This window comes from Pseudomonas mucoides, assembly GCF_015461845.1.
Classification (GTDB): domain Bacteria; phylum Pseudomonadota; class Gammaproteobacteria; order Pseudomonadales; family Pseudomonadaceae; genus Aquipseudomonas; species Aquipseudomonas mucoides.
This window is the reverse complement of sequence record NZ_JACOPW010000001.1, coordinates 940,029-955,367: the sequence shown is the minus strand read 5'-3', so window position 1 is coordinate 955,367 and position 15,339 is coordinate 940,029. Positions and strand designations below refer to the sequence as shown.

General features: G+C 59.7%; 9 protein-coding genes and 1 other RNA gene. 9 read left to right on the top strand and 1 reads right to left on the bottom strand.

Annotation, left to right across the window (positions count from 1 at the left end; all coding sequences use genetic code 11):
* The 6 genes from smc (at position 1) to H8F22_RS04510 (ending at position 10,634) form a co-directional block, all read left to right on the top strand.
* Positions 1–3,489, top strand: coding sequence for a chromosome segregation protein SMC (gene smc, locus H8F22_RS04535; RefSeq protein ID WP_194939792.1), 3,489 nt, complete (start codon positions 1–3; stop codon positions 3,487–3,489).
* 258 nt (positions 3,490–3,747) lie between these two features.
* A complete protein-coding gene (gene zipA, locus H8F22_RS04530; RefSeq protein WP_027921742.1) occupies positions 3,748–4,602 on the top strand; it encodes a cell division protein ZipA in 855 nt (284 codons plus the stop codon).
* A 90-nt stretch (positions 4,603–4,692) separates the two neighbouring features.
* Entirely contained in the window at positions 4,693–7,056 is a 2,364-nt protein-coding gene (ligA, locus tag H8F22_RS04525; RefSeq protein ID WP_194939791.1) for an NAD-dependent DNA ligase LigA, read from the top strand.
* A 131-nt stretch (positions 7,057–7,187) separates the two neighbouring features.
* Complete coding sequence (locus tag H8F22_RS04520; RefSeq protein WP_059181316.1) at positions 7,188–8,354, top strand: zinc-binding metallopeptidase family protein; 1,167 nt, start codon at positions 7,188–7,190, stop codon at positions 8,352–8,354.
* 168 nt (positions 8,355–8,522) lie between these two features.
* Positions 8,523–8,619, top strand: an RNA gene (gene ffs / locus H8F22_RS04515) — signal recognition particle sRNA small type.
* Positions 8,620–8,933: 314 nt separating this feature from the next.
* Positions 8,934–10,634, top strand: coding sequence for a putative bifunctional diguanylate cyclase/phosphodiesterase (locus H8F22_RS04510; protein ID WP_059181315.1), 1,701 nt, complete (start codon positions 8,934–8,936; stop codon positions 10,632–10,634).
* Between the two features lie 10 nt (positions 10,635–10,644).
* On the opposite strand, the gene H8F22_RS04505 is transcribed toward H8F22_RS04510, so the two are convergent.
* On the bottom strand, positions 10,645–11,391 hold the full coding sequence (locus H8F22_RS04505) for a substrate-binding periplasmic protein (protein ID WP_194939790.1): 747 nt from the start codon (positions 11,389–11,391) through the stop codon (positions 10,645–10,647).
* Positions 11,392–11,534: 143 nt separating this feature from the next.
* On the opposite strand from H8F22_RS04505, the gene dnaX reads away from it, so the two are divergent.
* The 3 genes from dnaX to H8F22_RS04490 all read left to right on the top strand — a co-directional run bounded on the left by dnaX (position 11,535) and on the right by H8F22_RS04490 (position 15,306).
* Positions 11,535–13,604, top strand: coding sequence for a DNA polymerase III subunit gamma/tau (gene dnaX / locus H8F22_RS04500; protein ID WP_027921724.1), 2,070 nt, complete (start codon positions 11,535–11,537; stop codon positions 13,602–13,604).
* Positions 13,605–13,670: 66 nt separating this feature from the next.
* On the top strand, positions 13,671–14,009 hold the full coding sequence (locus H8F22_RS04495; RefSeq protein ID WP_027921723.1) for a YbaB/EbfC family nucleoid-associated protein: 339 nt from the start codon (positions 13,671–13,673) through the stop codon (positions 14,007–14,009).
* A gap of 262 nt (positions 14,010–14,271) precedes the next feature.
* Positions 14,272–15,306 (top strand): NADP-dependent oxidoreductase, encoded by a 1,035-nt coding sequence (locus tag H8F22_RS04490; protein ID WP_027921722.1) that lies wholly within the window; start codon positions 14,272–14,274, stop codon positions 15,304–15,306.
* Positions 15,307–15,339: the final 33 nt, after the last annotated feature.

The window sequence follows — 15,339 nt, the reverse complement described above, 5'->3', positions numbered from 1 at the left end:
GTGCGGCTCAAGTGCATCAAGCTGGCGGGGTTCAAGTCCTTCGTCGATCCGACCACGGTGAACTTCCCCAGCAACATGGCGGCAGTGGTCGGGCCCAATGGTTGCGGCAAGTCGAACATCATCGACGCCGTGCGCTGGGTGATGGGCGAAAGCTCGGCCAAGAACTTGCGTGGCGAGTCGATGACCGACGTCATCTTCAATGGCTCCACCAGTCGTAAACCGGTGAGTCAGGCCAGCATCGAGCTGGTGTTCGATAACTCCGACGGCACGCTGCTCGGCGAATATGCCGCCTATGCGGAAATTTCCATTCGCCGCAAAGTGACCCGCGACAGCCAGACCACTTATTACCTCAACGGCACCAAATGCCGACGTCGCGACATCACCGACATCTTCCTCGGCACCGGCCTCGGCCCGCGCAGCTACTCGATCATCGAGCAGGGGATGATCTCCAAGCTGATCGAGTCCAAGCCCGAAGACCTGCGCAACTTTATTGAAGAAGCGGCGGGCATCTCCAAATACAAGGAGCGCCGGCGCGAGACTGAAAACCGCATCCGCCGCACCCACGAAAACCTGGCGCGCCTGACCGACCTGCGCGAGGAGCTCGAGCGTCAACTCGAACGCTTGCACCGTCAGGCCGAAGCCGCGAAGAAGTATCAGGAATACAAAGGCGAAGAGCGCCAGCTCAAGGCCCAGCTGTCAGCCTTGCGCTGGCAGGCATTGAACGAACAGGTCGGTCAGCGCGAAGCGGTGATCGGCAATCAGGAAGTCACCTTCGAAGCGCTGGTCGCCGAGCAACGCAACGCCGATGCCGCCATCGAACGCTTCCGGGACGGGCACCATGACCTGTCCGAGCGCTTCAATCTGGTGCAAGGGCGCTTCTATTCGGTCGGCGGCGACATCGCCCGGGTCGAGCAGAGCATCCAGCACGGTCAGCAGCGTCTGCGTCAGTTGCAGGACGATCTGAAAGAAGCCGAGCGCGCACGTCTGGAAACCGAATCGCATCTGGGGCACGACCGCACACTGTTGCTGACCCTCGGCGAAGAGCTCGACATGCTCACGCCGGAGCAAGAAGTTACCAGCGCCGCCGCCGAAGAAGCCGCCGCCGCGCTGGAAGAATCCGAAACCACCATGCACGGCTGGCAGGAGCAATGGGACACGTTCAACCTGACCGCCGCCGAGCCGCGGCGCCAGTCCGAAGTGCAGCAGTCACGCATCCAGCAGCTGGAAACCAGCATGGAGCGTCTGGCCGACCGTCAGAAGCGCCTCGGTGAAGAGCGCGCGTTGCTCTCGGCGGACCCGGAAGACGCGGCGATCATGGAACTCAGCGAGCAACTGGCGGCCAGTGAAGCCACGCTTGAAGATTTGCAGGCCAGCGAAGAAGCCCAGGTCGAACGCCTTGAGCAACTGCGTCAGGAATTGCAGCTCGCGTTGCACAATCAGCAGCAGGCGCAAGGCGATTTGCAGCGCCTCAACGGTCGTCTCGCTTCCCTTGAAGCCTTGCAGCAAGCCGCGCTTGATCCGGGCACCGGTACCGCCGAATGGTTGCGTGAGCAGCATCTGGCGGATCGCCCGCGCCTGGCCGAAGGCCTGAAGGTGGAAGCGGGTTGGGAGCTGGCGGTGGAAACCGTGCTCGGCGCCGACCTGCAAGCGGTGCTGGTGGACGACTTCGGCGATTTCGATCTGGCTGGTTTTGCTCAGGGCGATTTGCGCTTGCTCAGCCCGGCCACTGATGGCGTGCGCGTGCCGGGCAGTTTGCTCGACAAGGTCGAGGCGCAGATCGATCTGTCGCCGTGGCTGGGGCAGGTCAAGCCGGTCGACAGCCTCGAACAGGCGCTGGCGTTGCGCAGTCAATTAACCCCTGGGCAGAGCCTGATCAGCCGTGATGGTTACTGGGTTGGTCGGCACTTTTTACGGGTGCGGCGGGCCAGCGAAGCCGAAAGCGGTGTGCTGGCGCGCGGTCAGGAAATTCAGCGGTTGACCGAAGAGCGTGAAGAGCGCGAAGCCACGGTCGAGACCCTGGAAACCCAACTGCAGAACCTCCGGGCGCAACAGCGTCAGCAGGAAAACGGACGCGAACATCTGCGCCGTCTGCTGCAAGACGAAGCGCGTCAGCAAGGTGAATTGAAAGCTCAACTGTCCGCCGGCAAAGCCAAGGCTGAACAGCTGACGCTGCGTCGTACGCGCCTCGACGAAGAGCTCGCGGAACTGGGCGAACAGCGCGCGCTGGAACACGAAAACATCGGTGAGGCACGCCTGCAATTGCAGGAAGCCCTCGACGCCATGGCGCTCGACACCGAGCAGCGTGAATTGCTGTTGGCCCAGCGCGACAGCTTGCGCGAGCGCCTCGATCGGGTGCGCCAGGAAGCCCGGCAGCACAAGGATCACGCGCATCAATTGGCGGTGCGTCTCGGTTCGCTCAAGGCGCAACACGACTCGACGCGTCAGGCGCTGGAACGGCTGGAAATGCAGTCCGAGCGCCTGACCGAAAAACGCGAACAGCTCAGCCTCAATCTGGAGGAGGGTGAGGCGCCGCTGGAAGAGCTGCGGTTGAAACTGGAAGAATTGCTCGACAAGCGCATGACCGTCGACGAAGAACTCAAGACCGCGCAAATCGCTCTGGAAGACGCTGACCGTGAACTGCGTGATGCGGAAAAACGACGTAACCAGGCCGAGCAGCAGTCGCAGTTGATTCGCGGCCAGATGGAAACCCAGCGCATGGAATGGCAAGCCCTGACCGTGCGCCGCAAGACCCTTGAGGATCAACTGCTGGAAGACGGCTACGACCTGCACGGCGTGCTTGCCACGCTGACGGCCGAGGCCAACGAGAAGGACGCCGAAGAAGAACTTGAACGCATTGCCGCGCGCATTCAGCGTCTCGGTGCGATCAACCTCGCGGCCATCGACGAATACCAGCAACAATCCGAGCGTAAACGTTATCTGGATGCGCAGAACGATGATCTGGTGGAAGCGCTGGACACGCTCGAGAACGTGATTCGCAAGATCGACAAGGAAACCCGCAACCGCTTCAAAGATACCTTTGATCAGATCAATGGCGGTTTACAGGCGCTTTTCCCAAAAGTTTTCGGTGGAGGGCGCGCGTATTTGGAACTGACGGGCGAAGATCTACTCGATACAGGGGTAACGATCATGGCGCAGCCGCCAGGGAAGAAGAACAGCACCATCCATTTGCTCTCCGGTGGCGAAAAAGCCCTGACCGCATTGGCGCTGGTTTTTGCGATCTTCAAGTTGAACCCGGCGCCGTTCTGCATGCTCGATGAAGTTGACGCACCACTGGATGACGCTAACGTTGGACGCTACGCACGGCTGGTCAAGGAAATGTCGCAGACGGTGCAGTTCATCTACATCACCCACAACAAGATCGCCATGGAAATGGCCGATCAACTGATGGGTGTGACGATGCACGAACCGGGTTGCTCGCGTCTGGTGGCAGTGGATGTCGAGGAGGCGATGGCGATGGTGGACGCCTGAGTCGGCGTCTGTAGGACGGGTATTGCCAGGCCGTAGGACGTTTTTACTGGGTCTTACTTGCTGGCCAATCGACATATTCGCTAAAGCCATGGTGACAGACGGTGTAAAGTTGCCTTTGGTCGTGCTAGTTTAATGTCAATTTTTCGTATACGTGGGCAAAACGCCTGTCAGAACATAGAGTTGGCGCCACGTTTTAAAGCGGTTTACGAGTTGTAAACCCCTTATTTTTCAGCATTTTTTATAGAGGCACGGGATTACATGGAAATCGGTCTGCGCGAGTGGCTGATCGTCATCGGCATTATTGTTATTGCCGGTATTCTTTTTGATGGCTGGCGCCGTATGCGCGGCGGCAAGGGAAAACTGAAATTCCGTCTTGACCGAAGTTTGTCCAATCTGCCGGACGAGGACACCAGCGCCGAGCTGTTGGGCCCGCCCCGCGTGCTGGACACACACAAGGAACCGCAACTGGATGAGCACGATCTGCCCTCGGTGAGCATGCCTGCCCGTGAACCGCGTGAGTCGGGTTCCAAGCGCGGCAAGCGTGGTCATGGCGAACCGTCGCAAGGCGACATGAACCTCAGCCTTGATCTGGATGGCGGCCCGAGCTTCAGCAGTCGTGACGACGATTTCCCGGATGACACCAAAGCCTCGCCAGCCGTGACTGAAAAAGATCAACCACAAGCTGAAGAAGTGCTGGTGATCAGCGTGATCTGCCGCGACGCCGCCGGTTTCAAAGGCCCTGCGTTGTTGCAGAACATTCTGGAAAGCGGTTTGCGTTTCGGCGAGATGGACATCTTCCACCGTCACGAAAGCATGGCCGGTAATGGCGAAGTCCTGTTCTCCATGGCCAATGCGGTCAAGCCGGGCATCTTTGATCTGGACGACATCGACCACTTCAGCACCCCGGCCGTGAGCTTCTTCCTCGGTCTGCCTGGACCGCGTCATCCGAAGCAAGCCTTCGACGTGATGGTGGCTGCGGCGCGCAAACTGTCCCAGGAGCTGAACGGCGAACTGAAAGACGACCAGCGCAGCGTGCTGACCGCCCAGACGATTGAGCATTACCGTCAGCGCATCGTCGAGTTCGAACGCCGCGCGTTGACCCAGAAGCGTTGATTCAAAGGTTGCTCCCGCGCCATGCGCGGGACGATCGGCAAAATAGATTGAGCAGCCTCGGCTGCTCTTTTGCTTTATGAGAGAAACCACATGTCTGACATTGAAAACGATGCCAACCGAATTTTGCTGCTTCGCACGGAACTGCGTGAGCACAATCATCGTTACTACGTCCTTGATGAACCGAGTGTTCCAGACGCGGAATATGATCGTTTGTTTCGAGAGCTCAAAGCTCTTGAGGCCAAGCATCCACGTTTAGTGACATCTGATTCTCCGACACAGCGCATCGGTAGCGAAGTGCTTTCAACTTTTCTTCAAGTCAAGCATCAGGTTCCCATGCTGAGCTTGGGTAACGCGTTTGATGAAAGCAGTATGTTGGAGTTTGATCGGCGGGTGAGAGGGGGGCTCGATTTAGACAATGACTTGTTTATTGAGAATATCGAATATAGCTGTGAGCCTAAGCTTGATGGGCTAGCTGTCAGTCTTCTCTATCGAGAAGGAATTTTGGTCCAGGGCGCTACTCGAGGGGACGGAGCTACGGGGGAGGACATTACTGTAAATGTACGCACCGTACGTAGCATTCCACTGAAGCTTCAAGGTTCAGGCTGGCCTAGCGTATTGGAGGTTCGTGGTGAGGTTTTCATGTCTAAGGCCGGGTTTGAGCGGCTCAACGCATCCCAGTTAGAGATTGGTGGGAAACCCTTTGCTAATCCACGGAATGCAGCAGCAGGAAGTCTTCGTCAGCTGGATTCGAGAATTACCGCTAGTCGCCCGTTGGAATTTTGTTGTTACGGTATTGGGCAGGTCCAGGGGCAGCTTCCGGATACACACATAGCGATACTCGAAAAACTCCAAATGTGGGGTTTGCCGATCAGTCATGAGCTTAAGCGAGCAAACGGAATTGAAGAGTGTTTGGAGTATTACCAGGATATAGGTGCCCGTCGTAATTCGCTTCCGTACGAAATCGACGGAGTTGTTTTTAAGGTTAATAGCCTCGCTTATCAACGGGAGTTGGGATTCCGTGCGCGTGAGCCTCGCTGGGCAATTGCGCATAAATTTCCGGCGTTGGAGGAGTTGACTGAGCTTCTAGATGTCGAGTTTCAGGTTGGAAGAACTGGCGCAGTAACGCCGGTCGCTCGACTGATGCCAGTTAAGGTGGCGGGCGTCACAGTAGCGAACGCGACACTGCACAACATGGATGAAGTAGCTCGCTTGGGGTTGATGATCGGTGACACGGTAATTATTCGTCGGGCAGGAGATGTAATTCCTCAAATCATGCAAGTGGTGCTCGAGCGTCGTCCGGACAATGCCCGGCCGGTACACATTCCCGAGCAGTGCCCCGTGTGCGGTTCGCAGGTCGAGCGCACGCAACTGGTCAAACGCAGCAAGGGCCGCGAGACCGTCAGCGAAGGCGCGGTGTACCGCTGCGTCGGTCGTCTGGCCTGCGGTGCGCAACTCAAGCAGGCGATCATTCACTTCGTTTCCCGCCGTGCCATGGACATCGAAGGCCTGGGGGACAAGAGTGTCGAGCAACTGGTCGACGAAGGCCTGGTGAGCTCGCCGGCCGATCTGTATGCCCTGAAGTTCGACGACATTGTCGATCTGGAAGGCTTTGCCGAGGTTTCGAGCAACAAGTTGCTGAGTGCCATCGAGGACAGCAAAAAGCCAAGCCTGGCGCGGTTTATCTATGCCCTCGGGATTCCCGATGTCGGCGAAGAGACGGCCAAGGTGCTGGCGCGTTCTCTGGGGTCGCTGGAGCGGGTTCAGCAGGCGTTGCCGCACGTGCTCACGTACTTGCCGGACGTCGGCCTGGAAGTGGCCCACGAAATTCACAGCTTCTTTGAAGATGCGCATAACCAGCAAGTGATCAAGGAACTGCTCAAGCACGGTCTGCAGATTCAGGATCAGGGCGAGCTTGGGGCCGAGTTCGCGGCCAGCACGACGCTGGGCGGGTTTCTCGACAAGCTGCACATTCCTTCGGTCGGGCCGGGCGGGGCGCAGAAGCTAGCGGACCGGTTTGGTTCGCTGGAAGGTGTGTTCGGTGCGGACTGGCTGGACTTGCGTCAGACGCTGCCGGAGAAACAGGCCAATTCGGTTCGCGAGTTTTTTGCGCTCGAGGACAATCGTCTGATCGCTGAGGCTGCCGAGAAGCAGTTGCGCGATTTCGGCATGCACTGGCTGAGCGAGAAGAAGGTCGTCGAAGGGCTGCCGCTGGCCGGGCAGACCTGGGTGCTGACCGGTTCGCTGGAGTTGATGAGCCGCGACGTTGCCAAGGAAAAACTTGAAAGCCTGGGGGCGAAGGTAGCGGGATCGGTGTCGGCCAAGACCCACTGCGTGGTGGCAGGGCCGGGAGCGGGTTCCAAGTTGGCCAAGGCCAATGAGCTGGGGTTGAAGGTGCTCGATGAAGAAGCGTTCGTCGAGTTCCTGAAACACCACGGTATCGCGGTCGAGTCGTGATCGTTCCCACGCTCTGCGTGGGAATGCCGCCCCGGACGCTCCGCGTCCCTGGATACGTTCCCACGCAGAGCGTGGGAACGATCGCTGCGTGGCGATGATCTAGTCTTGGCAAGCCTCAGGGAGAGATCGCCATGTACCGCTTCTTCGAACAGCTCAGCGCGCGCATCGCCGCGCCTTTCATGGGCGTCAACTCGCGCAACAGCAAGGTCTGGCAATGTCGCTGCGGGCAGTCGCTGTTCTTTCGCAACAGCCAGTGCCTGGCCTGTTCGGCGGCGCTGGGCTATCAGCCTGAGCAGAGTCGCTTGTCTTCGCTGCAGCCAGGTGAGCAGGCCGACACCTGGCTGCTCGATGCCGACCCGCAAGCCGGCGTGTTCCGCCGCTGCGCCAATCTCGATTCCCCGGCGGCGTGCAACTGGCTGCTCCCGGCCAATGACCACGATGCGCTTTGCATCGCCTGTAGCCTGAATCACACCATTCCCGACCTGTCGATTCCCGAAAACCACGAACGCTGGCGCAAGGTCGAAACGGCCAAGCGACGACTGGTCGCGCAGTTGGTCAGCCTCGGTTTGCAGGTGATACCCAAAACCGTCGACGAAGAAACCGGCCTGGCGTTTGATTTTATCGGTGTCGACCTCGAAGGCAAATCACCGACCACCGGTCACGCCAACGGCTTGATCACCCTCGACATCAAAGAAGCCGATGACGCCCACCGCGAGCAGGTCCGGGTGCAAATGCACGAGCCCTATCGCACGTTGCTCGGGCATTTTCGGCATGAGGTCGGGCATTATTACTGGGACCGGTTGATCGCCAGTAGCCATTGGCTGGAGCCTTTTCGTGGGTTGTTCGGTGATGAGCGCGCCAGCTACGCCGAGGCGCTGGAGCGGCATTACCAGCAAGGCGCGCCACTCGACTGGCAACAACAATGCGTCAGCGCCTACGCGACCATGCACCCGTGGGAGGACTGGGCGGAAACCTGGGCGCATTACCTGCACATGATGGATGCGGTGGACACCGCGCTGGGATTCGGCATGAGCGCGCGGGAAATGGATTTCGATTACCAGCCATTCCCGTCAAGCGCGCTCTACGACCCGCAGCATCCCGGCGGCGCGGCGTTTCTGTCGTTCGTCAATGCGTGGATCGAGTTGGCGGGCATGCTCAATGAGTTGTCGCGCAGCATGGGCCAGCCGGATTTCTACCCGTTCGTCCTGCCGCCGCCGGTGATCGCCAAGCTGCACTTCATCCATCTGGTGATCCAGCAAGAGGGCGGCAGGGCGGATGAGGTGCTGCAGGACCTCTGACCATCCTGTAGCCGCTGACGTGCAGCGGCTACAGAGGAAGGTCTTTCACAGGGATTGCATGTCCTTGAAGCCGTTCATGTTTTTTAATCCGCCCCAACGGTTGTAACTTCGTCTCAGATAGGTACAATGGCGCGGCTCGCCGTCAGGTGAGCGTCGTTATGGTGACCCCATCGGTCCCCCCGCAACGATTACCCGTGAACCTGGTCAGATCCGGAAGGAAGCAGCCACAGCGGGAACATTGTGTGCCGGGGTGTGGCTGGTGGGGTTGCCTCCATAACGCACCGCGAATCCTCTTTCGCGTTTTCTATCTGAAAATATTTTTTGTCGTTCTGCCATGGATCATCTCCAGGGCGGTTTTTCGACGTTTGCGGTTTTCAGAACGAACATTTCACTTATGCACCGATATTCATTGCTGCACGAAGGCTTGGACAAGCCTTGGTCAAGCTGCGAGCATTGCGCGCCCTCGTCAGACTGGCGCGAGGTGTTCAAGTCAGATTGATCTGCAGTCTTGCAGGGCCATCAAAAATGCGCGTCCGGGATGACACGCCATTCTTCCGCTAGCGACAGCGAGCCTGATTCATGGATGAGAAGTACCGCAGGGCTGTGGATGCCGCCGCGATTTTTTCCGAGACCGACCTGAACGGCCGGATCACCTACGTCAATGACCAATTCTGCGCCGTGTCCGGTTATAGCCGTGAAGAGCTGATCGGCCAGAATCACCGTCTGCTCAATTCCGGCGTGCATTCCTGCGAATTCTTTTCTGTGATGTGGCGCACCATTGCGCTGGGCAGTGTGTGGAAAGGCGAGATCTGCAATCGCGCCAAGGACGGCAGCCTGTACTGGGTCGACAGCACCATGGTGCCGGTCCTCGATGATGACACCGGGCGGGTCGATCGATACCTGTCGATCCGGTTCGACATCAGTGAAAAACGCGAGTTGCTGCATACCTTGCAATGGCGGGTCGGGCATGACGTGCTGACCGGATTGCCTAATCGCGCGTACCTCTCGGACTTGCTGGATCAGGCGCTGGAGTTCTCACGGCTGGAAGACACCCCGCTGGCGGTGTGCATGCTCGACCTCGACGGGTTTAAAGCGGTCAACGACGGCTACGGCCATGCCAGTGGTGATGTGTTGCTGGTGGAGGTGGCCAGGCGTTTGCGTGGCATCGTGCGGGGCGAAGATGTGGTGGCGCGTCTGGCAGGCGACGAGTTCGTGCTGGTGTTGCGTCATGTGCGGGATCTGCCCGAACTGCGTGCGGCGCTGAACCGGGTGCTGGGTGCGATTTCGGCACCGTACGTGCTGCATGGCAAGGACGTTCATGTGTTCGCCAGCATCGGGGTCACGCTGTTTCCCCTCGACAATGAAGATGCTGAAACCCTGTTGCGTCACGCCGATCAAGCCATGTACGTGGCCAAGCAGCGCGGACGCAACCGTTTTCACCTGTTCGACGTGACTCGGGATCAAGAGGTCAAGGCGACGCACCAGACCGTCCAGCGCGTGCGTCAGGCGTTGGCAGCCGGTGAACTGCGTCTGCATTTCCAGCCCAAGGTCAACATGCGCCTGGGTAAGGTCGTCGGTTTCGAGGCGCTGTTGCGCTGGGCGCATCCGCAAAACGGCCTGATACGGGCCAGGGATTTCTTGCCCGCGGTGGAGGAGACGGACCTGATCATCGACATCGGCGAGTGGGTGATGGATCAGGTCCTGGCGCAGTTGCACCGCTGGCAGCAGGCGGGGCAGTGCTGGCCGATCAGCCTGAACATCGCGGCACGGCATTTTCAGCGTGCGGATTTTGTTGAACGGCTCAAGCAGGTGCTCGCTCGGCACGCCGAGGTGCCTGCGCAGATGCTTGACCTGGAAATCGTCGAGTCGGTGGCCATCGAGAATATCCACCACGTCAGCGTCTGTTTGCAGGCTTGTCAGGCGCTGGGGGTGCAGTTTTCGCTCGGCGACTTTGGCACCGGTTATTCGTCACTGAGCTATCTCAAGCGTCTGCGCACGCAAACCATCAAGATTGATAAGACGTTCGTGCGCGACATGCTGGAGGATCGCGATGACCTGGCGCTGACCACCGCTGTGATCGGTCTGGCCCGGGCATTTGGCCGGCAGGTGATTGCCGAAGGGCTGGAAAGCATCGAGCACGGTGAGTTGTTGCTGAGACTGGGTTGCGAGGTCGCCCAAGGCTATTTCATCGCCCGGCCAATGCCGCCCGAAGCGGTGCCAGGCTGGGTGGCGGGGTTTGTAGTGCCGCCGCAATGGCAGGCAGTGACCATGTCCCTGTAGCCACAGGCTGCTAAAAGTTTGCGGGGGTGCCGATGTACAACCGGATAATGTCATCAATCTCCCCGGACATTTTCATCCGCAACAACGTGCGCAGAATGCGCTGCACCGGCACCTTGGGGTCATTGCGCACATAGCAACCGACATTCTGTTCCTGCAACACGGCCACCGCTTTCAATTGTCGGTCGGGCAGCAGGCGCTGATTGAACCAGTCCAGTGTCCATTGATTGCTCACGGCATAGCGATGACGCCCGGCATTGAGTTTTTCCAGCACTTGTTCCTGATTGCGCGCGTCTTCGCGGCGCAGGCGATCGGCATCGAACAGCGGTTGCAGCGTCGGGTAGTAATAGCCGAGCACTGTGCCGATGGGCTGGCGTGAAAGGGTCGCAGGCAACACCAGGGCGGGCGGGGCTTGCTGACTGACCAGCACGTCACGCTGAAACCACAGCGGGATGCTCCAGATGTAGTCGCCTGACTGATTCGGTAGCCATGACTGCGCGGCATAGCAGCGCACATCGACCTCGCCGTGTTCCATGGCGTTTTGCACTCGCGCCCGGGGCAGTACGTGAAATTCCGCCGGCACTCCCACCTGAGTGGCCAGGCTGAGCATCACGTCATACAGGATGCCCTGGGTCAGGCGGCCATGATCCAGTTGCACCATCGGCATCGCCCAACTGTCGGGCACGACAAATCGCAACGGCGCTTCGGCAGCGGCGGCGCTCACACTTATCCACAGCAATGCCCCCAAGGCACAACGCATAAACGCTCCGGTACAGCTAAAACCCGAGCCGATTAAAGCCCCCAAAGTGCAGCTTAGCCAGATTAGACGAGCACACCGGATGCAATTTTGGCCTTGCTCCGCTAGCATTAGCCGCTTCTGTTCCTTCGTTGCGACGGTTTTCGATGAGTTATCAGGTTCTTGCACGTAAATGGCGTCCGCGCTCGTTCCGCGAAATGGTCGGCCAGACCCATGTGCTCAAGGCTCTGATCAATGCCTTGGACAGCCAGCGGCTGCACCATGCCTACCTGTTTACCGGTACGCGCGGGGTGGGCAAGACCACCATTGCGCGGATCATCGCCAAATGCCTGAACTGTGAAACAGGTATCACTTCGACGCCGTGCGGCGAGTGCTCGGTGTGCCGCGAAATCGATGAAGGGCGCTTTGTCGACCTGATCGAGATCGACGCCGCGAGCCGGACCAAGGTCGAAGACACCCGCGAACTGCTCGACAACGTGCAGTACGCCCCGAGCCGCGGGCGCTTCAAGGTCTACCTGATCGACGAAGTGCACATGCTCTCCAGCCATTCCTTCAATGCGCTGCTGAAAACCCTCGAAGAGCCGCCGCCCTACGTCAAGTTCATCCTGGCGACGACCGATCCGCAGAAACTTCCTGCAACCATTCTGTCGCGGTGTCTGCAGTTCTCCCTGAAGAACATGACGCCGGAACGCGTAGTCGAGCATTTGACCCACGTGCTGGGTGTCGAGAATGTACCGTTCGAAGACGACGCATTGTGGCTGTTGGGCCGTGCCGCCGATGGCTCGATGCGCGATGCCATGAGCCTCACTGACCAGGCCATCGCCTTCGGTGAAGGCAAGGTCATGGCCGCCGACGTGCGGGCGATGCTCGGTACGCTGGATCACGGCCAGGTCTACGACGTTTTGCATGCGTTGATCGAAGGTGACGCCAAGGCGTTGCTCGAAGGCGTTCGTCATCTGGCCGAACAAGGCCCGGACTGGAACGGCGTGCTTTCGGAAATTCTCAACGTACTGCACCGCGTCGCCATCGCCCAGGCCTTGCCTGAAGGCGTCGACAACGGTCACGGCGACCGTGACCGGGTACTGGCGCTGGCCCAGGCGTTGCCAGCCGAAGACGTGCAGTTTTATTACCAGATGGGCCTGATCGGCCGGCGTGATTTGCCGCTGGCGCCGGACCCGCGTGGTGGCTTTGAAATGGTCCTGCTGCGGATGCTCGCCTTCCGCCCCGCAGACACCGCGGACGCCCCGAGGCAACCGCTAAAGCCAGTGGGGATCAGCCAGGCCACAGTTGATTCCGCAAATTCAGTGGCTGCCGCGCCGGTTGTTGCGCCGGTAGTCGCTGCGGCAGTTGCACCTGCTCCCGTTGTTGCCGTTCCAGTTCCCGCGCCGGAACCTGAACCGGTTGCGCCCGTTGTCGTACCGGAACCGGTGGTTGAGCCCGTAGCGGTCGAGGCCGTCGTCGACTTGCCGTGGAACGACCCGGTCGTTCCCGACGTCATGCAGCAACCCGCCGTCGAGCCGGTACTGGAAACCGCCAGCGAGCAGCCCGAGTTGCCGCCAATGCCGTTGCCAACGCCGGACAGCGTGGTGCCGGATGCGCCGGAGTGGGCCGCTGCGCCGATCCCGGAACCGTCCGTTGCCGACGTCGATGCCGCTACCCCTGGCATCGACCAGGACGACGAACCGCCGCTGGACGAGGATTACATCGAGCCGGACATGGATTCGGCCTACAGTTACCTTGATGAACTGGCCAGCGAACACACCGCCGAACCCGCGCCGGAACCGGAGCCGGAACCCGCTGCGATGCCGGCCACCGGTCTGGCGCTGCAATGGCTGGAAATGTTCCCGAAACTGCCGATCTCCGGCATGACGGGCAGCATTGCCGCCAACTGCACGCTGATTTCCGTCGAGGGCGATCACTGGCTGATGCACCTGGACCCGGCCCACAGCGCCTTGTTCAATGCGACCCAGCAACGTCGTCTCAACGATGCGCTGAACCAGTTTCACGGGCGCACGCTGACCCTGAGCATGGAGCTGATCAAGCCTGAGCAGGAAACTCCGGCCCAGGCGGCGTCCCGGCGCCGAGCCAACCGTCAGCGCGAGGCCGAGGAGTCGATCCACGGCGATCCGTTCATCCAGCAAATGATGCAACAGTTCGGTGCGGTGATCCGTAACGATACTATTGAACCTGTCGACGCTCTGGTCAGTCAGGGCTAATAACTGAAGGCGTTCGGTCAACAGGGCCGGACGCTGTTTAATCCAAGTACTTTTGAGGTGATTCCCATGATGAAAGGTGGCATGGCCGGCCTGATGAAGCAGGCACAGCAGATGCAGGAAAAAATGGCCAAGATGCAGGAAGAGCTGGCCAACGCCGAAGTCATCGGTAAAGCGGGCGGCGATATGGTCACCGTGGTGATGACCGGTCGTCACGACGTCAAGAGCGTGACCATCGACCCAAGCCTGGTTGAAGGCCTGAGCGAAGACGACAAAGAGATGCTGGAAGCCGTCGTCGCCGCCGCCGTCAACGATGCCGTGCGCAAGATCGAAGCGAACAGCCAGGACAAAATGTCCGGCATGACCGCAGGCATGCAATTGCCGCCGGGCATGAAGCTGCCATTCTGATTCGCTAAAGCGCATCGGATGAGCTACAAAAAAATGCCAGGCATCGCGCCTGGCATTTTTGTTTCTGCCTGATGGGTGTAGCGTCTGTGCGATCGCCATCGCGGGCAAGCCTAGCTCCCACAGGGGTCACCTCAATCCTGTGGGAGCGTGGCTTGCCCGCGATGAAGTCACCTCGGTACACCTGACGAAACATCGAACCTGAAACCGCCACAAAGGTCTGCTCCCCTATACCACTCGATTCTCGATCAAAGGAGACGCTCACATGCCACAAGCATTGACCCTCAACCAACGTATCGTCCTGGCGTCCCGCCCGGTTGGCGCGCCGACGCCGGAGAATTTTCGCCTGGAAAGGGAAGCGTTGCCGGAGCTCGCTGACGGTCAGGTCCTGCTCAAGACCCTTTACCTGTCGCTGGACCCGTACATGCGCGGTCGCATGAGTGACGCGCCGTCCTATGCCGCCCCGGTCGAAATCGGCGAGGTCATGACCGGTGGCGCTGTCAGCCGGGTCGAACGCTCGTTGAATCCAAAATTCCAGGAAGGTGATGTGGTCGTCGGCTCCACCGGCTGGCAGAGCCATAGCATCAGCGACGGTCGCAACATCATCCCGGTGCCGTCCGGGTTGCCGAGCCCGTCGATGGCCTTGGGCGTGCTGGGGATGCCGGGCATGACGGCCTATATGGGGCTGATGGACATTGGCCAGCCGAAGTCCGGCGAAACCCTGGTGGTCGCGGCGGCATCCGGTGCCGTGGGGTCGGTGGTCGGTCAGGTAGCGAAGATCAAGGGTTTACGCACGGTCGGCGTCGCCGGTGGCGCGGAAAAATGCCGTTATGTCGTCGACGAATTAGGTTTTGATGCCTGCGTCGACCACAAGAGTCCGGACTTCGCCCAAGAGTTGGCGAAGGCGTGCCCCAACGGCATCGACATCTATTACGAGAACGTCGGTGGCAAGGTGTTCGACGCGGTATTGCCGCTGCTCAACCCCAAGGCGCGTATTCCGCTGTGCGGCCTGATCGCTTCCTACAACGCCCACGAAGCCCCGAGCGGCCCGGATCGTCTGCCGCAATTGCAACGGACGATTTTGACCAAGCGCGTGCGAATCCAGGGCTTCATCGTGTTCGACGACTACGGCGATCGCCAGCCGGAATTCATCAGTGCCATGGCGCCGTGGGTGCGCGACGGCAAGGTGAAATTCCGCGAAGACGTGGTCGATGGTCTCGAACAGGCACCCGAAGCATTCATTGGTCTGCTGGAAGGGCGCAACTTCGGCAAACTGGTGGTGCGGGTCGCGCAGGACTGAGTATTTGACGCTAAAGAGAGGCGCGGGTATAAA